The organism is Ekhidna sp. (assembly GCF_040223195.1).
In the GTDB taxonomy this organism is placed as follows: domain Bacteria; phylum Bacteroidota; class Bacteroidia; order Cytophagales; family Cyclobacteriaceae; genus Ekhidna.
The window spans coordinates 66,623-90,891 of sequence record NZ_JAVKDX010000022.1; the positions used below are offsets into that span (position 1 = coordinate 66,623).

16 protein-coding genes and 1 pseudogene are annotated in these 24,269 nt (G+C 43.6%); 7 read left to right on the forward strand and 10 right to left on the reverse strand.

Features of this window, described 5'->3' with window-relative positions; translation table 11 throughout:
- Positions 1-34: 34 nt before the first annotated feature.
- Positions 35-520: a SixA phosphatase family protein gene (locus tag RLN88_RS13905; RefSeq protein WP_350222020.1), complete on the forward strand. Its 486-nt coding sequence runs from the start codon at positions 35-37 to the stop codon at positions 518-520.
- Here RLN88_RS13905 and hslU read toward each other — a convergent pair.
- The 3 genes and pseudogenes from hslU to lon all read right to left on the reverse strand — a co-directional run bounded on the left by hslU (position 517) and on the right by lon (position 5,358).
- A pseudogene (hslU, locus tag RLN88_RS13910) lies at positions 517-1,904 on the reverse strand (ATP-dependent protease ATPase subunit HslU). The gene RLN88_RS13905 and the pseudogene hslU overlap by 4 nt on opposite strands.
- Positions 1,901-2,893, reverse strand: coding sequence for a type IX secretion system protein PorQ (gene porQ / locus RLN88_RS13915; protein ID WP_350222021.1), 993 nt, complete (start codon positions 2,891-2,893; stop codon positions 1,901-1,903). The pseudogene hslU and the gene porQ overlap by 4 nt, the downstream one beginning before the upstream one ends.
- Complete coding sequence (gene lon, locus RLN88_RS13920) at positions 2,890-5,358, reverse strand: endopeptidase La (RefSeq protein WP_350222511.1); 2,469 nt, start codon at positions 5,356-5,358, stop codon at positions 2,890-2,892. The genes porQ and lon overlap by 4 nt, the downstream gene beginning before the upstream one ends.
- A 144-nt stretch (positions 5,359-5,502) precedes the next feature.
- On the opposite strand from lon, the gene RLN88_RS13925 reads away from it, so the two are divergent.
- A complete protein-coding gene (locus tag RLN88_RS13925) occupies positions 5,503-7,503 on the forward strand; it encodes an OmpA family protein (RefSeq protein ID WP_350222022.1) in 2,001 nt (666 codons plus the stop codon).
- On the opposite strand, the gene RLN88_RS13930 is transcribed toward RLN88_RS13925, so the two are convergent.
- The 4 genes from RLN88_RS13930 to RLN88_RS13945 are packed head-to-tail and all read right to left on the reverse strand — an operon-like array spanning position 7,500 to position 10,606.
- Positions 7,500-7,682: a hypothetical protein gene (locus tag RLN88_RS13930; RefSeq protein ID WP_350222023.1), complete on the reverse strand. Its 183-nt coding sequence runs from the start codon at positions 7,680-7,682 to the stop codon at positions 7,500-7,502. The genes RLN88_RS13925 and RLN88_RS13930 overlap by 4 nt on opposite strands.
- 42 nt (positions 7,683-7,724) lie before the next feature.
- Complete coding sequence (rseP, locus tag RLN88_RS13935) at positions 7,725-9,038, reverse strand: RIP metalloprotease RseP (RefSeq protein WP_350222024.1); 1,314 nt, start codon at positions 9,036-9,038, stop codon at positions 7,725-7,727.
- Positions 9,039-10,193: a 1-deoxy-D-xylulose-5-phosphate reductoisomerase gene (locus RLN88_RS13940; RefSeq protein ID WP_502880108.1), complete on the reverse strand. Its 1,155-nt coding sequence runs from the start codon at positions 10,191-10,193 to the stop codon at positions 9,039-9,041.
- Positions 10,193-10,606: a hypothetical protein gene (locus tag RLN88_RS13945; RefSeq protein ID WP_350222026.1), complete on the reverse strand. Its 414-nt coding sequence runs from the start codon at positions 10,604-10,606 to the stop codon at positions 10,193-10,195. Before RLN88_RS13945 ends, RLN88_RS13940 begins: the two co-directional genes overlap by 1 nt.
- A gap of 192 nt (positions 10,607-10,798) precedes the next feature.
- On the opposite strand from RLN88_RS13945, the gene RLN88_RS13950 reads away from it, so the two are divergent.
- A complete protein-coding gene (locus RLN88_RS13950; RefSeq protein WP_350222027.1) occupies positions 10,799-12,238 on the forward strand; it encodes a trypsin-like peptidase domain-containing protein in 1,440 nt (479 codons plus the stop codon).
- Here the strand turns inward: RLN88_RS13950 and dnaA are convergent.
- Positions 12,235-13,623 (reverse strand): chromosomal replication initiator protein DnaA, encoded by a 1,389-nt coding sequence (gene dnaA, locus RLN88_RS13955; RefSeq protein WP_350222028.1) that lies wholly within the window; start codon positions 13,621-13,623, stop codon positions 12,235-12,237. The two genes, RLN88_RS13950 and dnaA, sit on opposite strands and share 4 nt — an antisense overlap.
- Before the next feature lie 242 nt (positions 13,624-13,865).
- Between dnaA and RLN88_RS13960 the strand changes: the two genes are divergently transcribed.
- From RLN88_RS13960 to RLN88_RS13975, 4 genes are all read left to right on the forward strand, one after another.
- Positions 13,866-14,744, forward strand: coding sequence for a methylmalonyl-CoA mutase family protein (locus RLN88_RS13960; protein ID WP_350222029.1), 879 nt, complete (start codon positions 13,866-13,868; stop codon positions 14,742-14,744).
- On the forward strand, positions 14,741-16,741 hold the full coding sequence (gene scpA / locus RLN88_RS13965; protein ID WP_350222030.1) for a methylmalonyl-CoA mutase: 2,001 nt from the start codon (positions 14,741-14,743) through the stop codon (positions 16,739-16,741). The genes RLN88_RS13960 and scpA overlap by 4 nt, the downstream gene beginning before the upstream one ends.
- Before the next feature lie 49 nt (positions 16,742-16,790).
- A complete protein-coding gene (locus tag RLN88_RS13970; RefSeq protein WP_350222031.1) occupies positions 16,791-20,990 on the forward strand; it encodes a CHAT domain-containing protein in 4,200 nt (1,399 codons plus the stop codon).
- A gap of 124 nt (positions 20,991-21,114) precedes the next feature.
- Positions 21,115-21,867, forward strand: a complete 753-nt coding sequence (locus tag RLN88_RS13975) for a ferritin-like domain-containing protein (RefSeq protein ID WP_350222032.1) — start codon at positions 21,115-21,117, stop codon at positions 21,865-21,867.
- Between the two features lie 83 nt (positions 21,868-21,950).
- On the opposite strand, the gene RLN88_RS13980 is transcribed toward RLN88_RS13975, so the two are convergent.
- Positions 21,951-22,895, reverse strand: coding sequence for a hypothetical protein (locus tag RLN88_RS13980; protein ID WP_350222033.1), 945 nt, complete (start codon positions 22,893-22,895; stop codon positions 21,951-21,953).
- Positions 22,896-22,928: 33 nt separating this feature from the next.
- Positions 22,929-24,128: a CHASE2 domain-containing protein gene (locus RLN88_RS13985; protein ID WP_350222034.1), complete on the reverse strand. Its 1,200-nt coding sequence runs from the start codon at positions 24,126-24,128 to the stop codon at positions 22,929-22,931.
- Positions 24,129-24,269 lie beyond the last annotated feature (141 nt).

A 24,269-nucleotide genomic window follows, 5' to 3' on the forward strand; every position in this document is an offset into this window, starting at 1 on the left:
AGATTAGGTTCGATTTGATTTTATTTACTCTAAGATGAAAACACTTTATCTCATTCGTCATGGGAAATCTTCATGGGCGTTTGACCTGAATGACCATGATCGTCCGCTAGGCAAGCGTGGGCGAAAAGATGTAGTAAAGATGGGGCAGCACTTACTTGAAAACCAATCCAAACCGGAGGTTTTCATTTCCAGCACGGCAAGCAGGGCTTTTTATACCGCACTACATATTTGTGATCAGCTAGACATAGATGAGGGAAATATCCGGCTGCACAGCGGACTATACCATGCAGGTGCTTCGGAAATATTGGAGATTGTCAAAAATGCGCCAAACTGTGACCGCCTTGCGGTTTTTGGTCATAATCCGGGATTTACAAGTGCTGCCAACGCCCTTGCCAACCTTAATTTCGATAATGTGCCCACATGCGGGGTTGTGGGCATTAATTTCAATGTGAAATACTGGAAGGACGTGACGTTTGGGAAAGGCATGCTGGCCTTTTTCTATTTCCCCAAGGAAATTTAGAGGATATACCTGCTCAAATCTTTGTCCTTCACCAGACCACTCAACTTGTCCTGAACCAGTGCCTTATCTATCACAATCTGTGCATTTGGACCGATGGTATCCGGAATATCAAACAAGATTTCATTGAGCAACTTGCTCATCACTGTATGCAGCCTCCTGGCCCCAATGTTTTCTACTTCTTCGTTTATCTGAAAAGCCATTTCGGCAATTTCCTCCAGCGCTTCGCTCTGAAAAGTTAAGTTTACTTCTTCTGCGGCTACCAAGGCTTCATATTGTTTGGTCAGTGCATTTTTTGGCTCTGTGAGAATCCTAAGAAAATCTTCTTTTGTCAGATTATCCAGCTCTACACGAATGGGGAAGCGACCCTGTAGCTCAGGGATAAGGTCAGAAGGTTTGCTGAAATGAAATGCTCCTGCTGCCACGAAGAGAATATGATCTGTATTGATAATGCCATACTTGGTGTTGACCGCACTGCCTTCTACGATCGGCAATAGATCCCGCTGTACCCCATCACGCGATACATCAGGCCCCTTGCCTGATGAAGAGCCTCCGCTTGCAATTTTGTCAATCTCATCAATGAAAATGATCCCGGTATTTTCAGCCTTGAAGATCGCCTCTTCCTTCACCTCATCCATGTCTATCATCTTTGATGCTTCTTCCTCCAGGAGGATTTTCCTAGCTTCGGCTATAGTCACCTTTCGCTTCTTTTTCTTTTTTGGCATCATGTTGCCAATCATCTCCTGAATATTGATCATGGAGGCCTCATCCATGCCCCACCGATCATGCCTACATTTCCTGAAGGGTTTGCAGTGACGTCTATTTCTATCTTTCGATCATCCAACTCCCCGTTTCGAATTTTCTCCCTGAAACGCACCCGGGTTTGTTCATTCAGCTCAACCTCATTTTCAGGCTCATCGCTACCAATCTTTGTCGCAAATGAATTTGGTGTTCCTTTCAATGGCGGAATCAGCGCATCAAGAATGATCCCCTCCACCACCTCAGCAGCCTTCTCCTTCACTTCTTCCTTCTTGGCTACTTTGACCATATTTACAGACTGATCCACCAAATCCCTAACCATGCTCTCCACATCTCGTCCCACATAGCCAACTTCTGTGAATTTGGATGCTTCCACCTTCGTGAAAGGAGCATCAGCAATTTTTGCCAGTCTTCTGGCTATCTCCGTCTTGCCCACCCCGGTTGACCCAATCAGCAGGATATTATTTGGCACAATCTCTCCCTGAATTTCCTCTTTCACATTCATCCTCCGCCAGCGATTTCTCAAAGCAATCGCCACATTCCTCTTTGCATCTTTTTGGCCAATGATGTACTTGTCCAGCTCTGCAACTATCTGTCGAGGGGTCAAATCGTTCTTTATTTCACTCATAAAATCTTCTTAAAATCGTTCAAATCTGTCCGTAAGCTGATGAAACTACTCCCACCAGCAGCATGAAAGGTCGCTCTCGAAAACCGCAACTCTATACGCTTCACACGCACCATGGCACCAAAAGATAACCCTGCACCTCCACCGATATCATCCAGCCTCAATTCTTGCTTCCGCTTATGGTTATACCCTATCAGCAGTTGAAAGTTATCACTCAACAATACTTCCGCACCAAGATTCACCCGCTTCCAAACTTTGTCAATCCCCTGGCTTGCTCTTCCGGCTTCATCTTCAATATCCGTTGAATTTTCATCCACAAGATTATTGGTAGTCATTGTAAACCGTAACGGCATATATTCTGGCTTAAATGAGGTTCCCAGCTTCACATCGAAAGGGATATTGGGTGATGAGAAATCCGAAAACTCAGAAATTCGCACCCCAATATTCTCAAACACCATGGCCACCGTCCAATTCTTATTGATCCTGAAAACTCCTCCTACGTCCATCAAAACCGCCGTGGAACCGTAACTTTCGATAGAGGAATGCGCCAATTTTACATTAGCCCCGAGTGTGATGGGACCCAATTGGTGAGCTTTTCCGATCGCAATTGTATAATCCTGCGACTGAAACGTCCCCAGCTGGTTTCCTGCCTCATCTGTCAGATCAAAAGAACCATAATTCACATAATTGATACCTGTGGCAAAAGTGCCCGCCTTCCCCACATTGAATGTATAAGCCCCGGAATAGACGAATACATCCGCAAAATATGGATTGAAATGGAAGAAAATATTTTTCACTCCAACTGAATCCAATGTGGCAGGATTCTCAAAGAATTGGGACAAATCACCATCTGCAAGTGAAATGGTCGTACCCCCCAAAGCGGCTGCCCTCGGATTTGTGGTCAGGTTTAATGACTGATACCCTGAAAGACCACCTATTTGAGACCAAACCAGCGATGGGATGATCAATGCTATGAAGGCTAAAATTTTCAATCCTTTGATACTTCAGGTAGGATAAATTCGATTGGGTTACTCGCTTTTTGCTTAGTTAACGCTATCTCCAGCACTTCAGGTACATATTCCACAAAGTGAATCTTCAGCCCCTTCAGGTACTTCTCATTGATTTCCTCGAGATCCTTTTCATTTCGTTTGCACATAATGATCTCCTTGATGCCCGCCCTTCTGGCTGCCAGGATTTTCTCTTTTATACCCCCTACAGGAAGCACTTTTCCCCTCAGGGTGATCTCACCTGTCATTGCCAATTGCCTTTTCACTTTTCGCTGTGTGAAAACTGAGGCAAGCGAAGTAAGCATAGTTATGCCCGCAGAGGGGCCGTCCTTAGGTATCGCTCCGGCTGGCACATGCACATGCAGATCATAATTATCAAAAACCCGATAGTCAATGCCAAACATTTCAGAATGAGACCTTAGGTACGATAGAGCGGCTATTGCTGATTCTTTCATGACATCTCCAAGCTGACCGGACAGAGTGAGCTTACCTTTTCCCCGGCTCAGTGAAGACTCAATAAAAAGGATGTCTCCGCCGGAAGGTGTCCAAGCAAGGCCTGTTACCACCCCTGGCACTGAGTTATCCTCATAGTTGTCCTTGTCAAAAATCTCCGGACCAAGGATTTCTCGCACGAGATCGGCTGTGATTTTGGATTCATACTCCTCCTCCATCGCCACAGACTTGGCCACTGACCGGATCACGGAGGCGATTTTACGTTCCAGGCTCCTCACTCCTGATTCCCTTGTATAGTCGTTGATCACCTTGGCAATTGCTGACTTATCGAAAGTGATATCCGATGCTTTTAGCCCGTGCTCCTTTCGCTGCTTTGGGATCAGGTGTTTTTTTGCGATCTCCAATTTCTCCTCCATGGTATATCCGCTCACGTCAATGATTTCCATTCGGTCTCGCAAAGCAGGCTGAATGGTATCCAAAGAATTTGCCGTGGCAATGAAAAGTACTTTGGACAAGTCATAATCCACCTCCAGGTAGTTGTCTTTAAAAGTGGAGTTTTGCTCAGGATCCAAGACCTCCAGCAAAGCTGAGGATGGATCTCCACGAAAATCCGAACTTACCTTATCAATCTCATCCAAAATGAAAACAGGGTTTGACGACTTGGCCCGATTAAGGTTTTGGATGATTTTTCCAGGCATAGCCCCGATGTAGGTTTTTCTGTGCCCTCTGATTTCGGCTTCATCATGAACCCCACCGAGTGACATCCTTACATATTTTCTGTTGAGTGCATCGGCAATGGACTTGCCCAGAGAGGTTTTGCCAACTCCCGGAGGGCCGTAAAGACAAAGGATCGGTCCTTTTAAGTCCTTCTTCAATTTCCTAACCGCCAGGTATTCAATGATTCGGTCTTTGACCTTTTCCAGTCCAAAATGATCCCTATCAAGCACCTTACGTGCATTTTTCAGATCGAAGTTGTCTTCCGTCACCTCATTCCATGGAAGATCAACCAGCAGCTCTGCATAGCTCATGGCCACCGGAAACTCTGCTGCGGCAGGGTTCATTCGCAAGACTTTATCGAGCTCCTTGTCAAAATGCTCTTTCACCTCCTCCGGCCAGTCTTTACTTTCCCCACGTTTCCGCAAAGCCTCCACTTCCTGATCCGGGCCATCCTGTCCAAGTTCATCCTGAAGGATTCTGATCTGCTGACGAAGGAAATAGTCCCTTTGCTGCTGGTCAATATCTGTGTGTACTTTTTCCTGAATCTCCTGCTTCAGCTCCAGCATTTGGAGGTCCTTGAGCATAAACTGGAGCAGCTTCTCTCCCCTTGCCTTTGGATCGTCCATCTCCAGTAGGGATTGCTTGTCGCCCACCTCTGCATTCACATTGGAAGACAGGAAGTGGGTAAGGAAATTGAAGCTCTCAATATTATCCACAGCTACTCTGGCCTCCTTCGGTATCTCAGGGCTCAGGCTCATGATCCTCCCTGCTGTATCCTTCAATGACTGAATAATGGCCTTCTGCTCTTTTTTGGGGAGTGAATTCGACTTGTCTGGAACAGTTACGTATTTCACGATATGGTGCGGGTCCTCCTGTACCTGATCGGTCACCTTGAACCTGCTTTGCCCCTGAATGATGATGGTGGTATTGCCATCCGGTAGCACAATCATTTTCAGAATTTTGGCGATTGTACCAAATTCATACAAGTCTTTGAACTGAGGCTCTTCGGTCTTCACGTTTTTCTGGGCGATCACTCCAATTATTCGATCTCCACGATATGCTTTTTTGACCAGTCGTATGGATTTGGTCCTTCCAACCGTGATGGGCAAAACCACCCCTGGAAAAAGGACCGTATTTCGAATGGGAAGAATAGGCAGGTTTTCCGGAAAGTCCTTCTCCGCCATGTGGTTGTCCTCCGGGGAGATTATCTGGATCAATTCCTCCGAATCCTCTTCTGCAAATTCCGGTATAAAAATTGATTTCAAATTGATGTCATTCATAAATGCCAATGTGTCATATCTATCGATCACATCCCGCGATTTCGGGAAAGGTACATAATTGTCAATCGCTATGCCAAAGTAGCGGCATGCATCAAATAGTGCTAACTTTAAACTAATTTTAATTTTTACTGACGAATCGACAGCATGCGCCGTATTTTTCATCGCCATATTGGACTATTCCTAGTTCTCTTTAGCCTTTGCGCCACTGCTCAAAGGGGTAGAAAAGAAGTGCAACTCATCACCGATTCCATCCCGAAAGATGTAGTTTTCAATGCCTACGATTTTAAAGGAGTCAATAAATATCCGGAGTATTTTGATCGCCAAAAACTGGAGCGAATCATTGAGCTGGATAAGAGCGAAAAGTGGGAGGAACTTTACGATGCGTTGAAAGATTATGTAAGCCGATTCGGGATTCGAAATTTTTACAAAGACACAAAGCTTATTTGGAGACTTGCAAAAATGACGGAGCTTTTTGGCGATCCTGATGAAGCCAAGACCCTGTACCGGATGGTACTTCGCCACCACTACCAGGGTATCAACATCAAAGAAATAGAGCTCTATTATGACTCTTTAAACCGACAGGCAGCTGAGCAATTTGTGCCAATCGATTATTACTATGAGCTTGTAGAGCACAGAAAGCTGATAGATACGCTACAACCTCCACGGGGAGTTTTGCTAAATATGGGCATGCTGGTCAATAGCTCAAGTGCAGATTATGGCCCATCGCTGAATATTCACAATGATATCCTGGTGTTCACGTCTAAGCGCAAAAAAGTAGATGAGACTATCCGTTTCCGGGAAGATGAGGATTTATTCTATAGCAGAAAGGATCCGTATGGTACCTGGTCAAAAGCCAAGCCTATTCCAAAACTTAATTCACACTACAATGAAGGCTCCCCATGTCTAAGTGGCGATGGGAAAACGCTTGTTTTCTCCCGCTGTGAATCTCCTGACTCCTACGGCGATTGTGACTTGTTTATCGCCACCTTGCAGGAGGATAGTACCTGGACCAGACCTGAAAATCTGGGGGTGACTGTAAACAGCCTGGCGTGGGATTCGCACCCAGCATTGTCTCATTCTGGGGACACGCTCTTCTTTTCGTCCGATCGATTGGGGGGATTTGGCCTGGCAGATATCTACTATTCTGTAAAAGATGAAAGAGGCAGATGGGGGGCAGCAAAAAACATGGGTCCTGTGATCAATACAAGGCAAAATGATGTGAGTCCATTTTACCACCCCGTCCATGAGGTTCTTTACTTCAGCTCGCAAGGACAGCTTTACAACTTTGGGGAATTTGATATTTACAAAGCTTATAATGTGGATGGCTATTGGACGGAACCGCAGAACATTGGACCACTGGTGAATGGGAGAGGAAGTGAATTTTATTTCACGATTGACTCGGAATCTGAGTTGCTTTTCTACGCGCGATCTTCTACGCGTGACCTGAATAAGCAGGATATCTACTCTTTCCCACTCCCGATGGAGGCTCAGCCTGAGGCTACCACTTCGGTCACGGGCACACTGACCGACTCACTAACAGGGGCACCTTTTCAGGGAATTGTTTCAATCATTGATCTCGATGAAGGAAATGAGGTCGCACCCAAATTTCTCAGGGCAGATGGCTCCTTTGAGTTTGAGCTTATTAATCAGCGAAACTACCTACTCATCCTGCAGGGAGATGATTTCTTCCGAATTGAAGAAGTTTTTTATCTGGATGGACCAATGGAGCTCAATAAAGTGACCGAGCCACTGGCGTCTAAAATGAAGTTTGAGTCCATTGAGTTTGATGTGGGAAAGGCAGAGCTAAAGACGGAGATGTATGCCGACCTGAATAAGGTGGTTAATTTTCTCTATGACAACATTGACTTTAAACTGCGGATTTCCGGTCACACGGATTCTATGGGTGATCCCGCTAAAAACCTGCAGCTTTCGAAAGAGCGTGCTCAAAACATTCGTGATTACATCGTGATATTTGCTGGCATCATTCAGGAACGAGTGGAGGCTGAGGGATATGGCGATACACGCCCGATCGTGGAAAATGAGGTGACCGAAGCTGACCGAAAACTAAACCGCAGGGTGGAATTTGAAATCTATCGGGAAGCACCTCCGACAGCAGAGTCAGAGGATGCACTCAGTGATTTTTAAAATATGCCAAAGGCTTTGAGGAATGCTGCGAGACCGCTAATTCCCAAAATAAGTAAGACAGGTATGGCAATCGCCTGAACATTCTCCATAATTCTAAGACGTTTGGATGAATCCTGATGCATTTGAATTAGCTCTCCCATTAACTCATCATGCTGCCTTACTTTATCTTCCATTTTCATAATACCTATGAATTTAGCAAAAGTTGTCTTCAATTCAAATTGTCAAAACAAGCTGATGGTATCGTTGATGATAACGAAAGCCATCAATGAGAGCAGAATCACCATTCCTACTTTTTGAGAGTTTTCCAGAAACTTATCGGATGGTTTTCTACCGGTTACAATTTCCCAGGTGAGAAACATCACGTGCCCTCCATCCAGTGCTGGAATAGGTAGAAAGTTCATAAACGCAAGAACCATTGAAAGAAGCCCTACGATTCGCCAGAAATTATTCCAATCCCAGGTACCTCCAAAAAATGTTGCTATTCTGATGGGGCCTGAAAGTGATTTCCTTACATCTACATCCCCTGCAATCATTTTCTGAAAGCCCTTGATATTGAGCCATACAACCGCAAATGCATTGTAAGTGCCTTCCGATACAGCCTCACCAAAAGTAAAATCTCTTGTTACATAGTTAAGTTCGTATTGCGCTACAAACCCAAGCGTACCGTCATCATCTACAGAGGTTGTCATCTCAAGAATTTCTCCATTTCTATTAGCCTGAATTGCTATTTTCTGACCCCTTAAGGAATCTAGCATGCCACTCAATTGATCAAAGTAATTGATTTCTCTTCCGTTTATAGTCACAATCCTGTCCCCTGTCTCAAGACCCGCATCAGAGGCCAGAGAACCTGGAACAACGGATTGCACGAAGAATGGCAACCTTGGTGAAATTATATTGACCCTGTTACGCTTATCTGCAAATTTGTCAATGAAGTCATTTGGCATATCCACACGGACCTCTTTGCCATCTCGCAATACCGTGTAGTAGCTATCTGTACCAAGTAGCAAATCCGGGCTTAGCAAATCCGAGAATCTATCATAGTCACGACCATTGATAGAAAGTACTTTATCCCCGGTTTTAAATCCAAGCTGCTCCCCAAGATCGTAAGCCACGATCCCGGCCTTGTTGAGTTCTTCTTTGGGGATATATTCTTCACCATTGACCATAGCCAGACCTATGAAAATGATAATACCGGAAATCACATTCACGATAATCCCTCCCATCATCACAATCAGTCTTTGCCATGCGGGTTTTGCACGGAATTCCCACGGTTCCGGCTCAGCACTTAGGTTTTTTGTATCAAGGGATTCATCGATCATTCCGGAGATTTTCACAAAACCACCCAATGGAATCGCTCCAATTGAGTACTCTGTTTCACCGATCTGTTTGCCCCATATTTTGGGTGGAAAGCCAATGGAATATTTTTCTACCCGCATTCCGAAAGTTTTGGCGGCTATCAAATGCCCCCACTCATGCACTCCCACCAAAATTGACAGCCCGAGTAGCAGCTGTCCTACCATGATTAATGTTTCCATCTATTTTATTAATTCAAGTGCCTTGGCCCTTGTTTCTTTATCTGTTTGTATAAAATCTTCCAATTCAGGATTGCGAATATAGCTCACGTTTTTCAGGCAGGTTTCAATCACATCCGAAATCTCAAGAAAACCTACCTTGTCCTCCAGAAATCCTTGAACAGCAATTTCATTCGCAGCGTTCAAAATACATGGCTGATTCCCCCCCTCCTTTGCAACTTCAAAGGCCAACCTTAGGTTACGAAAAGTCTCTATGTCTGGTTTTTCGAAAGTCAGATTCGGGTAATCCAGAAAATCAAATCGTGGGTAGTCTGCATTAAATCTTGCGGGATATGATAGAGCAAACTGAATCGGCACGCGCATGTCCGGCAGCCCCATCTGCGCTTTCATAGATCCATCCTCAAACTGAACAATCGAGTGAATGATGGATTGAGGATGTACGATCACTTCAATTTGATCCAAAGAGACACCAAACAGCCATTTTGCCTCGATCACCTCAAGACCCTTATTCATCATGGTGGCAGAATCAATGGTGATCTTTGCTCCCATGTCCCAATTAGGATGTTTGAGTGCCTGCTCTTTAGTCACGGAGGCCAGGAGGTCTCTGTTCTTCCCTCGGAAAGGCCCGCCGGAAGCTGTGAGAATCAGTTTCTCAATCGGATTATGAAATTCCCCAACCATACATTGGAAAATTGCAGAATGCTCTGAATCCACAGGCAGAATATTGACCCCTTTCTCCTGCGCCAGCTTGGTGATTAATTCTCCGGCCACCACCAACGTTTCCTTATTTGCAAGTGCAATCGGTTTGCCAGCATTTATGGCCTTAATGGTTGGAAGCAATCCCGAATAACCCACAAGCGCAGTGAGCACCAAGTCTATCGAATCCATTTCCACTACAGAAGCAAGGGCATTTTCGCCTGCGTATACCTTAATCCCATGGGGATCAAGTGCATCAAACACTCGCTGATAAAGCCCATCATTTCCTATGACTACACAGTTTGGTTTGAACTCCAACGCCTGGGTAATTAGTAGGTCGGCACTATTTTGGGCGGTCAAAACCTCAACCTGAAAATTTTCAGGATGGCGCTTGATTACATCCAATGCCTGGGTCCCGATGGAGCCTGTAGAGCCAAGAATGGCAATGTTTCGTTTCTTCATCAAAAATTAAATGATAATCCTACACCACTTTGCTGAATCCCGAAATTCAAACTTGAAGCCGTTGACTCATTACTTTTTTTATTGTAAATATCAATTGCGGCATTGATGTTTTTCTTAAAACCAGTTGCTAAAGGAATGGTTGCCAAAACAATTGCTGTTCCCACACCAAAAACCACCCCATTTATTTCTCCCCCTCCCATAACTTTACCTAGCTCCCATCCCATCATACCACCTCCAATTACTGCTAGAGCCATACCTCCATCATAATTTGATTTGGCCTTTTGAGCGTAGGTCGATGCTTCAGGATAATCATCAAGAATATCAACAATACTCCTTAACGACTTCTTGGTATCTAATCTATTTGCATCCTTTCCCTGAACTTGAAAATAGTATTTACCCTTCTGCTTAACCATTTAAATCTTATTTTGTCCGAAACATAAACCAGATAATAGGAGAAGAGAAAGAGAAAGAAATAATGATTTTAATTTCATTTGTAAGTGTAGTTAAGTAAACAGCCCGCAAAGGTAAGAGTTTGCATTTTTTAACACCCTAATGGAATAAATTTTGGATTAGCTCGGTTTACTTTTCAGCTAAATGACGGAATCATGATGAAACAGATCAAAAACATCACACTATCTCTGGCGGCAGGGATACTTGGAGCTTTTATTTTCAGTCAAGTCAATAAGCCTGATCAATCAGACAAATCTGAGCTCAAAGCAGTGTTTTCTGAAAAATCAAATCCTGACGTTAGTCGAGTCTCATACACTTCCTCATTGGCCCTGCCCAACGAGAACTTTGTGGAAGCTTCGAACAAAAGCACAGGTAGTGTGGTGTTTATCCAAACTTTAAGTGAGATTGAGTACCGCACCGGTGGATGGATGGATTGGTTTTTTGAGCCACGATCCTCGCAGCGTGTTGGTAGCGGGTCTGGTGTTGTGTTTTCCGAGGATGGGTATATCGTGACCAATAATCATGTGATTATGGATGCAGATGAGATCACCGTGATTGCCGGCAAAAGAAGCTACCAGGCAAAGCTGGTCGGCCGGGATCCGAGCTCAGATTTAGCTGTTATCAAAATTGATTCGGATGAATTGCCAGCCATAGAAAAAGGAGATTCTGAGCAGGTAAATGTAGGTGAGTGGGTGCTGGCAGTTGGAAATCCGTTTAATCTCACCTCCACCGTGACCGCCGGAATTGTTAGTGCAAAAGGTCGGAACATCAATATCCTACGTGATAAATTTCCGATCGAGAGCTTCATTCAAACAGATGCAGCGATCAATCCCGGTAATAGTGGCGGTGCATTGGTGAATGCAGAAGGAAAATTGATCGGAATCAACACAGCCATCCTATCCCGCACGGGATCGTATGCCGGCTATGGATTTGCCATCCCGGTCAATATTGTAAAAAAGGTGTTTAACGATCTCGTGAAATACGGGGAGGTTCAAAAGGCCTTTACAGGGGCTGAGTTTATAGATATTGACAGTGAAATAGCCTCCCGAATCAGCGTGGAAGACCTGGACGGGGTGCTGATCACAGAAGTAAAAGATGGGAGTGCAGCAGATAGGGCAGGACTTGAAAAAAGAGATGTGATCAGAAAAATAAATGGACAGCAGATAGGCAGCAAGGCCTCTCTAGAGGAATTGATTGCGAAAAGTTACCCTGGAAACACGCTAAACATTTTGGCAGAGCGGGAAGGTGAAATGATCAATCGCGAGCTGATCCTGACAAACCGTGAAGGAACCACCAGCATCATCAAGCGGGATATTTACTACTCGGAAGATCTGGAGGCCAGCTTTGAGAGTGTATCAAAAGTGGAGAGGGACCTGCTCGGGATTGCAAGCGGCGTGAAAGTGGTTGAGATCAGAAAAAACGGATTCTTCTCAGGGCTGGGCATACCTGAGGGTTTCATCATTACCCAAATCAACAATAAAGAAATAAACAGCCCGGAAGAGCTTGCCAAAATCCTTGAAAATATCAGGGGTCGTTTCGACGTGATAGGAATTACAGAAAGAGGTAGAAAAGTCTATTATCCATTCAGACGTTAAGTCGTCCTCATTTTTAGCTTCTTCTTCAACTCATCTACCGAGTATCTGAATTTTGAATCGGTATCCATCATGTCATTGACAGACTGAAGGGCATGAATCACCGTGCTGTGATCTCTGCCACCAAAATGGTATCCGATTGATTTCAAAGAATGATTTGTATAGTCCTTTGAGAAATACATAGCTACCTGACGGGCAATCACAATCTCTTTCTTGCGGGTTTTTGCTTTCAGATCATCTTGATCTACATGAAAGTAGTCAGAAACCGTTTTCTGGATATAGTCTATTCCCACCTCAGAGTCAATTTCCTTAACGATGTTTTTAAGCACCTTCTTGGCAAGTTCAAGATCCACATCCACTCGCATGAGTGAAGCATGTGCGATTAGGGATACAATCACCCCTTCCAGCTCTCGGATATTCGTATCGACTGTATAGGCGATATACTCCACCACCTCTTCCGGGATATGGATGCCGTCTTCCTCAATCTTTCTCAAAATGATCGCCATTCTGGTTTCAAAAGCAGGCTGCTGCAGGTCAGCTGTCAGTCCCCATTTGAATCGAGAGACTAATCTTTCCTGCAATCCTTTCAAATCTTTAGGAGCACAATCACTGGTCATCACGATCTGCTTGCCTGACTGATGCAGATGATTGAAAATGTGGAAGAAAATTTCCTGAGTTTTTTCCTTATCCCTCAAGAACTGTACGTCATCAAGGATAAGAATATCTACCTCACGATAATATGAAATAAAGCTCTGAACATTATTGTTTCGAAGTGAATCAATAAACTGGTTCGTGAACTTCTCAGATGCTACGTAGATAATTTTCTTGGTCGGATCCTCTTTCCTTATGTGATTACCTATCGCCTGCACCAAATGGGTTTTTCCCAGACCCACCCCACCATAAATCATCAATGGATTAAAAGAGGTAATTCCAGGTTTCTTGGCAACAGCATAACCTGCCGATCTGCCAAGTCTGTTACAATCCCCCTCGATGAAGTTATCAAATGAGTAAGTGGGATTCAAATTATTCTCACTCTTCAAATCATCTATAAATGCAGAATTGATCCCTTTAGCATTACTTCCATCCCGATCTGCTAGGTGGTTGATTTTCAGAGATGTGGGTGAATTTTTCTTGGATTTTTCATCCTCTACCACAACAGAATATTCCAATCTTGCACCCTCACCCATTTCATTGGAAATTGCCTCTTTCAGAATGTGAACATAGTGCTCTTCTAACCATTCATAGAAAAACTGACTAGGAACTTGAATTGTAAGAACGTTACCCTCTGTTTTTAAGGGATTTATGGGCTCAAACCAGGTACTGAAGCTTTGGTTAGGAATACGCTCTTTTACGAACTCAAGGCAGTTTTTCCATATTAATTCATGCATTCTAGATTAGAGTTAAGTAGTGGTTTATATTGGCTTAGGTGACCTTCGAATTTTCGAAAGGGGATCAAATATGAGTCAATTTTTTTTCTAAAAAAAATGGTTTAACCCCTTGACTTTTTCAAATGGTTTAATATGTTCTGATAAGCGCATTTTCATTTGAAAATTCTTTAAAAAATACAATTTTTCTTAACCTGCCATTTCTGGTCTAATTTCGTAAAACCATTGTCACAACAAAGCGAAATTTGAAAAATTTAGACCTTACAATATTCCCTCCTATTCCCAACGACGAATGGAAGCAACTAGCTGAGAGACAGCTCAAAGGAGCAAACCCTGACGAAGAACTTTCCTGGAAAAATGAAGCAGGAATTGAACTCAAAGGATACTATGACGCTTCGGATTTGGAACCATTAAGATATCTCGCAGATTTTTTCACAACCCTTCCATCACACCGATGGAAGCTTTATGAAGAAGTATCCGTTCGAGAGACAAAGTTTGCTAACCAACAGGTGCTCAAGGCGCTCATGGGAGGGTGTGATGGGGTCATCCTGAAGGTATCAAACGTCGTGGAACTTGAGGAAGCCACAAGTGATGTCAACATAGCGATTTGCGACATTTGTACCATATCAGATGAGGCACTCTCAACTAAATATTTTAGTGGTTTTCAGATTATGCCTAATGGAAACTGCTTCAGGGCAAAAGACGTAGAAAACCCAATAGATCAGATTTCAGAGGTAATCAGTGGACTTCTGGATCACTCTTACATTTATCGGCATGCACTTTCTGATTTTTTCCTAGAGATAGCAGCAGTACGAGCGCTTAGGTTTTTATTGAATCAGAGGGGCTCGAATGCCAATATTCACACCCACGTTCCCTTGCACCACTCGAAAGATCATCAATGGTTTCTGAACACGACTGCCGGGCTTGCCAGTATATTGGGAGGAAGCCATTCCATCGATTTCTCCACGGCTATAGGGGACTCCAGAATCAGCAGAAACACCGGCAACCTCATTCGCGAGGAAAGTGGCATTGAAGAATACAAAGATCAATGTGGTGGATCTTACTACATCGAAGTGTTAACTGATAAAATCATAAAAGGAGTAGAAGAAAAGCTGAGGCAATGAGCAAAGACAAATACATACAGGAAGGTTTTTCAGCAGGTGCACCTCCCTTTTTGCGAGGACCATACGCTACCATGTACACTTCGAGACCCTGGACAATCCGCCAGTATGCAGGGTTTAGCACAGCCGAAGAATCAAATGCTTTTTATAGAAGAAATCTGGCCGCCGGGCAAAAAGGGCTATCAGTAGCCTTTGACCTGGCTACACACAGAGGCTATGATAGTGACAATCCAAGGGTAAAGGGTGATGTTGGCAAAGCCGGAGTAGCCATCGATTCCGTAGAGGATATGAAAATCCTCTTCGATCAGATTCCATTAGATAAAATGTCGGTCTCCATGACCATGAATGGTGCTGTGATTCCAGTGATGGCTTTCTTCATAGTGGCTGCCGAAGAGCAGGGCGTACCACCCGAATTATTGACAGGCACCATTCAAAATGACATCCTGAAAGAATTTATGGTGCGCAATACCTACATCTACCCTCCGGCCCAATCGATGAGGATCATTGCGGACATTTTCAAATTCTCCTCCCAGCGAATGCCAAAATTCAATTCCATCAGCATCAGTGGCTATCACATGCATGAGGCTGGCGCAACGGCAGAATTAGAGATGGCTTTCACCCTGGCAGATGGGCTTGAGTATGTGCGAACCGGCATTGAGGCAGGGATCAATATTGACTCTTTTGCTCCGCGGCTTTCATTTTTCTGGGGCATAGGGATGAATTTTTTCACGGAGATCGCCAAAATGCGTGCAGCCAGAGTGATCTGGTCAAGACTGATCAAAGATTTTGACCCGAAGGATGAAAAATCCATGGCGCTGCGAACTCACAGCCAGACGTCCGGCTACAGCCTCACCGCTCAGGACCCATACAATAATGTGGCTAGAACTACCATAGAAGCTTTGGCTGCAGCTCTCGGCCACACCCAATCGCTACACACCAATGCCCTCGATGAAGCGATCGCATTGCCTACTGATTTCTCAGCAAAAATTGCCCGAAATACCCAGATATACCTGCAGGAAGAGACCAATATCTCCAAGGTTGTGGATCCAATGGGAGGCTCGCGGGAGGTTGAAAAGCTTACCGATGAATTGATCAGAAAAAGCTGGAAGATCATTCAGGAGGTGGAAGAAATGGGGGGTATGTCCAAAGCCATAGAAGCCGGATATCCCAAAATGAAAATAGAGGAAGCGGCGGCACAAAAACAGGCACGAATTGATTCCGGACAGGAGGCCATTATTGGTGTGAATAAATTCATCACAGATGAGAAAACAGAAATAGAACTGCTTGAGGTGGATAACGATCAGGTTCGGAAGAAGCAGGTAGAACGCATCAATCGAATTAAATCAGAAAGGGATGAAGAGAAGGTTCAAAAAAGTCTCGAAAATCTTGAAGAAGGAGCCAGAGGCAATGGAAATTTACTGGAACTAGCCATCGAAGCAGCAAGGGAAAGAGCAACGCTAGGAGAAATCTCCCTCGCTTTGGAAAAAGTTTTTGGTAGATTTCAGGCTACAAACCGAACCATCTCAGGCGTGTACTCCTCTGCAATCAAAAACAACGAAGACTTCAAAAAAGCACTCGAGCTATCAGATAAGTTTGAGGAATACGACGGCAGACGCCCAAGAATCATGATTGCCAAAATGGGCCAGGACGGGCACGACCGTGGCGCTAAGGTAATTGCCACTTCCTTTGCCGACCTGGGATTTGACGTGGATATCGGGCCACTTTTTCAAACCCCTGAGGAAGTAGCAAAACAGGCCATTGAAAACGACGTGCACATCGTGGGTGCTTCTTCGCTTGCCGGAGGCCACAAAACGCTGATCCCGGAATTAATCGAAGAACTTAAGAAGCAAGGCAGAGGTGATATTTTAGTAGTGGCAGGTGGGATTATCCCCGAAAATGATCACGAAGAACTCTTTTCAAAAGGCGTGTCAGACATTTTTGGGCCGGGCACGATCATTTCGCAAGCAGCAATTAAAATTCTTAATAAACTGATGACCTAATAGTTATTGCTTTTTCGATAACTTTAATCGTCTGAAAATCCAATTTAGAATGAAATACTTCCAATCCGCTATAGTAGTAGCGCTGATGCTATGCGTCGGCACTGCAAATTCGCAATATCAAAAATACATCGACAAAGCCGATGAAGAATACGAGTCTGGTGATTACTCATCGGCACGAAAACAAATAGAAAAGCTCGAGAAAAAAGCCACCAAGAGCCTCGGTTTCAATAACCCATACAATGCCATTGGGCTGGTGAAAAAAGCCAAAATAAATGTTGGGCTGGGTGAGCTGGTGAGTGTGATGGAGCCGCTGGAAAACGCCGTGGCGATGAGTGAAGAAGTGAACGGCGCTCAAAGTGCCGAACATGCTTTCATTTTGATGGAGGCATCTGAGGTGCTCATCTCATTTGGAAACTTCCGCCTGGCAGGTGAGTTTCTGGATCAATCAACAAAAGCATTTGAGGCTTCTGGTTCCCTCATCGAAGATATCGAAGCAGAGCTGGATGTATACAAAGCACAGGTGCTGGCTGGAAAAGGATTTTACAGCGGTGCGATTAAGCTTGTGAATGATCGAACGGATTATTACCTGGGGAGGGCCCTCTCCAGCGAAGGAGACAAAGATCAGCAAGAAGAGCGCAAAGAGGAATTTGCCAAAATGATGATTGCAAAAGCAAATTCCTTTAGAATGATGGGTGACTATCAATCCGCTGATTCGGCGTTTATCACCAACCTTAAATGGGTGGATGATAATCTCAAGAAGAGCCACTTGCTTTGGTCCCAAAATGCATTCCTGAATGCCAAGCTACTAGAAGAAAATGGATTGGCCGTTGATGCCCAGGCGAAGCTTTATGAAGATGCATATGTGTGGGCCATCAGAAAATATGAGCTATCTCACAATACCGTGATGACCATGCAGGCCAATCTGATGCGGGCATATTACAGAAATGGTCAAAATGCACGGCTAAAGATCACAGAAGCAGATTTTAAGAAATCCCTCAAAGAATTTGACAAGACCAGTATTTTCAACCTGTCTGAAGACAAAATGGGGTTAACATTTGATCTTGCCGATCAGGATATCAGAAAGATTGAGAACAAGGTTAATGAGATGCTTGCCAGCCCCAACATCCCTGAATACCACAATGAGCGAATAGAGCTTTTGGAACTGGCAAAAAGGGTTGCATTATATGAAGGCAACATTAAAAACACCGAAGCTTACGATAGTGAGATTTTGAAGATAAAAGAATTCCTATTAGGAACGGATGCCCCAGAATACCACCTCACTAAGGTCAAGCTGGCCAATTATTATGTAGACTTCACAGATAAGTTTGCCGAGGCAAAACAGATCTATGATGAAAGTTTCCACGGGATAGTAGAGAAAGAGATTACTAAGGGCCATGTGGACTATCTGGATATCATGAACCATTTGGCCAAATTTTATGAAGAAACTGACAACTACGCAAAAGCCTCTGAAATTTTGGATGAAGCACTCCTGGCTGCCAGGGTCAAATATGATAATCAGGATATTGAGTATGGCAAAGAGCTGGAGAAAATTGCAAGTCTTCAAATCAATATCGGGGAGTATGAAAAGGCAACAAAAAACTTGGAAGATGCCATCCGGATTATGGAAGACACTAAAACGGCAGAGGCAACCAGCTACTTGTCAACTGCTTTCATTACCAAAGCCAAACTCCTCACCATCAAGGGTGAATATGATGCCGCAGAGGATCACATTTACGATTCTGAGGATTTGAAAAAAGATGGGGCGCTTACTACTGAAGTATCCGGAATTAGCTTCCAGGATGACCTGGGAGGCTTGTACACCAGCATCGGCCGCTATTCGGATGCCGCAGAGTTGCTGACGAAATCCCTGAAAGAAAAAACAACTCAGTTTGGGGCATCCAGCCGTCACTTGAATGAGACCCTGGTGCTCAATGCCAGACTGAACCTGATTCGGGGAGATTATACGGCTGCTGAGCAGCAGGCCAGAAAGGCTAACACCATTGCCACTAGCATATTCGGCGAGAGTTCATCCAAAGTGGTACCCTCCATGCTGCAATTAGCCGACGTTTATACCACCATTGGTGACTATGAAAAAGCTGAGTCGCTGCTGAAAAATGCTATTCAAATTCAGAAAAAGAAATTTGGGCCGGAGCACGTGGATGTTGGTAAATCCACTTCCAAGCTCGCTCTGGTTTATTTCTATGAGGATAAGCCACTCACCCAGATTCAATCACTATTTCAGGAGGCAGAGCAAATCATTGGGAAAAAACTTGGCTCCAATAATCCAACCTATGCTGAGATTCTTAAGAATATGGCCATTGCCAATATCGCATCAGGAAATTATTCATTGGCCTTTACTTACCTGAATCAGGCTGAGAACATTTGGAAGCAAAAAATTGGTAAACGGAACAACATCAATGCGGCTACTACCCAGGTACTAAAAGGAGACATTTATTACAAGCAGAAAAACTACGCTGAAGCGGTGAACTATTACGAAAATGCCCAAAAGCAGTACCAGAGGGTATTTAACGATACGCACCCGGAATATGTGAAAGTTCAATCCAAGCTCAGCAAGACCTACTTCATGCAAGCCAGATACAAAGATTCGCAGGATGAAATGGAGAGTGTGCTTGCCAACTACAAAAACTTTATTCAGGAATACTTCCCTGCACTTAGTGAGAGGGAGAAAGCCAAATTCTGGAATACCATCAAGGGTGACTATGAGTTTTATAATACCCTGATCGTGAGCCGGAACAGAAGTGCCAAATATATCGGGGAGATGTACAATAACGCACTTCTGACCAAAGCCCTTCTCCTAAACTCGTCTATCAAGGTTCGTCAGCGAATTATGAATAGCAATGATGAGGAGCTTAAGCAGATGTATTCGACCTGGATTGATGACAAAGAACTTCTCACTGCAGCCCTTTCAATGAGTCAGGGAGATTTGATAGAAAATGGCATCAACGTGGCTGAACTTTCCCAGAAGGTGGAGCTCTTGGAAAAGAATATAAGCTTGAAGTCCGAAATTTTTGCCCAGAGTGCGGATAGTCGTCAGGTAAAATGGGAAGACGTCAAGGGCGCCCTGGGTGAAAATGATGTAGCAATTGAGATGGTGAGATTCAGACTTTTCGATCATGTATTCACAGATTCAGTTATGTATGCGCTCCTCTATGTGAAAGGCGACAAGCGATCCGAACCAAAGATGATCTTGTTGGATAATGGAGAAGAACTTGAAGATCGGTACCTCAAAACATACCGAAACAGTATCAAATACAAAATCGAGGATAAATTCTCGTATGAAAAATTTTGGAGACCCATTCAGGACGAAGTAGGAGCTGTTGCAACGATCTATCTTTCCCCTGATGGCGTGTACAACCAAATCAACCTGGAGGCCATACCCACACCGGATGGCAGGTATGTACTTGACAACTCCAACATCATTTTGATCAGTAATACCAAGGATTTGTTCCTGAACAAGATCAAAACCAAGGTGGTTGCTGAAAAACAGTACGCTATGATGTTTGGAAATCCTGAGTTTTACCTTCAAACCAAGCCGGGACAGCCATTAGCTACTTCAGGACTTACCCGAGCTACGGCAGAGGTAGTAACATCACTACCAGGTACAAAAGAGGAAATTGAGGAATTAAATGACCTTTTGGATCGAAAAGGATGGGAGACTGATAAATTTACCGAATCAGAAGCCAGTGAGTCCTCCATCAAACAAGTGACTAACCCGCGAGTATTCCATGTGGCTACCCATGGCTTCTTTAAAGAAGCCCCAAAAGCCACCAATCTCGACGAGGAGTATAATGAGACAGCAGCGTATGACAACCCGCTACTGAAGACAGGTCTCTTGCTTGCCGGGGCTGGTGATATCCTGAACCAGACACAGTTTAACTACAACGTGGATAATGGAATCCTGACAGCCTATGAAGCCATGAACCTGAACCTGGATCAAACGGACTTAGTAGTGCTCTCTGCATGCGAGACGGGGCTTGGAGAAGTACAGGCCGGTGAGGGTGTGTACGGTCTTCAGCGAGCCTTCCTGGTGGCAGGCGCACGAACCATCATCATGTCACTCTTTAAGGTAAGTGATGATGCTACTCAGCAGCTCATGATCAAATTCTACAGAAAGTGGATTGAGACCGGAAACAAGCGTCAGGCATTTATCGATGCGAAGAAAGAGATCAGAAACGAGTATAGAGACCCCATCTACTGGGGACCATTCGTAATGATCGGGTTGGATTAACGACAAGTAAAAATCAAGATTATAAGAGGACATCCAGATGGGTGTCCTTTTTTATTTCTTAATAAGTGTTAAACACGAAATCCTTCTTTCAAACCATCCGTTCCTTTTCCCAAATATTTCATCAATGATACATTCCTCAATTTTCTGGCAAAATCACTTTAAGAAAAATTCATCAATCCAAAGAGTAAATTGGAATATTGCTTCGGCCATTACTGAGCATGAAAAGAATGAAATTGTTCGTTCATTGAAAGCATGGCAACTGGGAGAGACAAGTGATGGTTCACACCTATTAGCAGCAGCAAAGAAATATTCTAAAAGTGTGAATGAGCCTGAATATCCAGCGGCAATTCAACTCTTCATTAAAGAAGAACAAAAACACGGAAACAATTTGGGTAGGTATATCGATCTAATCGGTGAGCAAAGAATCAAAAAAGACTGGGGAGATACGCTTTTTCGGAAAGTCAGGTATTTCAATACCAGCATGGAGCTGTGGACTATCTCAGTAATTATCGTTGAGAGCGCAGCTCAAATATTCTATCAGGCTCTCAAGGATGCCACTAAATGTCCATTATTGAAATCCATATGTGATGATATCCTAATTGATGAGGCTCATCACATTAAATTTCAAAATGAGAGACTTTACAAGATTTTCGAACGAAAGAGCTTTTACAATAAAGCATTTAGTATTGGCTGGTATGGCATTCTATTTTTCGTGACAATTCATGCAGTATGGTTTGGCCACAGTAGAGCGTTCAAAGCAGGTGGTATAGTCAAAAGGGAGTTTATGAAGAGAATGTATTATAAATTTTTCAACAGTCTAAAGTTTACACACTCAGATTTTTCCATTACGTCTATAAGCGAATTAGCACCCTCATAGAATTTTCAGTAACAAAAAACCCCGATCCGCCAGCCGGCGGATCAGGGTTTCTGAAAATTTGTTCTATGAGGAAAACTGAGGGATTACTCCTCCCCTTCTTCCTTGTAGATTTTTATTCCGTTTCTTTCGATGATGTCCTTCTTCAACATTTTGAAGTCTTCTACTTCAGGATTCATCTGGATAGCCTCTTCGATAGCTGTCAAAGCATCCACAATCAATCCATTCTCCTCATAGAAAGAGGCATAGATCACTTTGCTTAGCGGGCTCTCCTGATCTACCTCAGCCTTCAGGCTGCTAAGGCCTTCTTCGAATTGAGCTGGATTCTCAGGTCGCTTGATAGCGATATCTCCTGAAGAGACGTCCATGTTTTCTTTTGCTTTGATGTTGATGATCCAAAGACCTTCTTCATTTTGCATTTCACCAGAAGTAAAGTCAAGTGTTACCGAGTTCCCGGTTACTTCCTCCTTCATGATCTCTTCATCAAAGATATTTTTAACTGTAACTACGAAGGTATTTACCTCCATGCCTTCAGGGGTATCCCAGGTCACAATTGCATTATCCCCAAGTACACTCGCATCCTCTGAAGGAATAAGTGCCTTGATTTGCTCACCACCGGTCAATTCTCTTTTTGCAGCTCCTGTGGCATTCAGTCTTTGTCTGTAGTTTGGCTGATCTTTTTCGTTCATTTTGTCAGCCAGAAATTCAGCATATCTGCTTGAAACGCTGGCAGACTTGGTATTTACCATCTTAGCCAGATCAGTTACTTTTTTTGTACCAGGGGTTCTCACTTCTAGTGTTTTTCCTGATTTGTGCATCAATCCGATGTAGGCACCTTGTGCGGCAATCAACTCGTCACCGTCACTAAGTGTAGCTCCGGTTTTCAAAGCTACAGCATCAGATGCACCTTCCTTTTTTACTTGGTTTTGACCCTTATTGGCCAAAACTCTGAATGTATACCCTTGTCCATTGGCTACTCCAACGACAAAAACAAACATTACTGTGATAGCGATAGAAACAAACTTTCTCATAATAGTTCCAATAGTATTTGGCGTTTTTAAAATTTACAATTTTGATACTTTAAATAATTCTTTTCTTCCTTCTCGGGATAGTGTATTCTTCACAACCCCATAAAAAACTTCCAGTCCGTCACCCGAAAGAGCAACAGCAAATAACAAATATGAAAGATCCAATTTAACACTATACAAGTCCATCATGTACACCATGATGTAAATGATCCCAATAAACTCAATCAACTGAATGATTTTCGTCATCCCATCATACCATTTCGGTAGTTTTTTGTAAATCCATGAGAAAATCATGATGTTCAAAAACAAGAAAAAGATGGCTACCATCCACTTTTGCGTTTCACTGAGGTAGAAGATATAATCCTCATTCAGGATCATCGAAACAATGTTGGCGTGAATCACTCCTCCATACATGTCAGGAAATGCCCTTCCTATGTATGTCTCATTTAATGGAGTGAAAAATTTATCCTCAAAATTCTCTCTGTCCCCCAGCTCCTCTCCAAGAAAACAGAAAATCACCACCTTATCTTTGATGATCTCCGGAATGAAATTTCCCGAATACACATCCCACACATCCAGGGCAAAATACTTATTGCCAAACTTGGTAGCTCCATAATCGAGCACATTTCCCCGGTAATTGATTACTTCCACTTCATTGCCCCTTTCTAAAAATTTCTGTGCTTTTTCAGGAGCTAGATAACTGGCCATTTTTACTGCAAAGGCATGATGATTGACTTTATCAGCTGTTTCAAATTGCGGGAAAAACTCACGGCACATTTTCAAATCTTCCTGAACTTCTGCATCTGTAATCAGATTGGCAAAAGCAGGTTCTGCATTCCAGGTAAACATTGGATGAGACCATTCAATCGAATCATACTCATCCGGATTTTCGTTATTCAATGTCTGCGAAAGCTTGGTCACTAAAACCAGATTTTCAATTCTTCCGAGAGATTCGGCTAGCATCAAATCCGCCAAAGTATCCTCCATCTGATAATCAAAAAATAAATCAACCCCGATCACTGCCGGGCCATGCTTACTAATTGAATCCAGAAGAATGGAAATACCTGCCCGCGACTCCAGTCCCACATTTACCAAAACCACATTTTCATCAGCTACAGGATCATCCAGCAATTGCGAAAAATAGATGTCTGTAAACTCCATATCCGCAAAAGCGTCTCCAATTGGATCAAACATGTCAAAGACCTTGAAGGCTGTGACCCCCGCTAAGAGACCCATCAAGCCCAAAATAAAAATTGTTCCCAGGATTACGTCCTGCCAGAATCTTCTAAACATCGTCTATTCGTTGGTGAGTTAGTTAGTTTAAGATTATATATGCAATTAAAGCATTTATAAGCAACGATCACAATTTACATATTA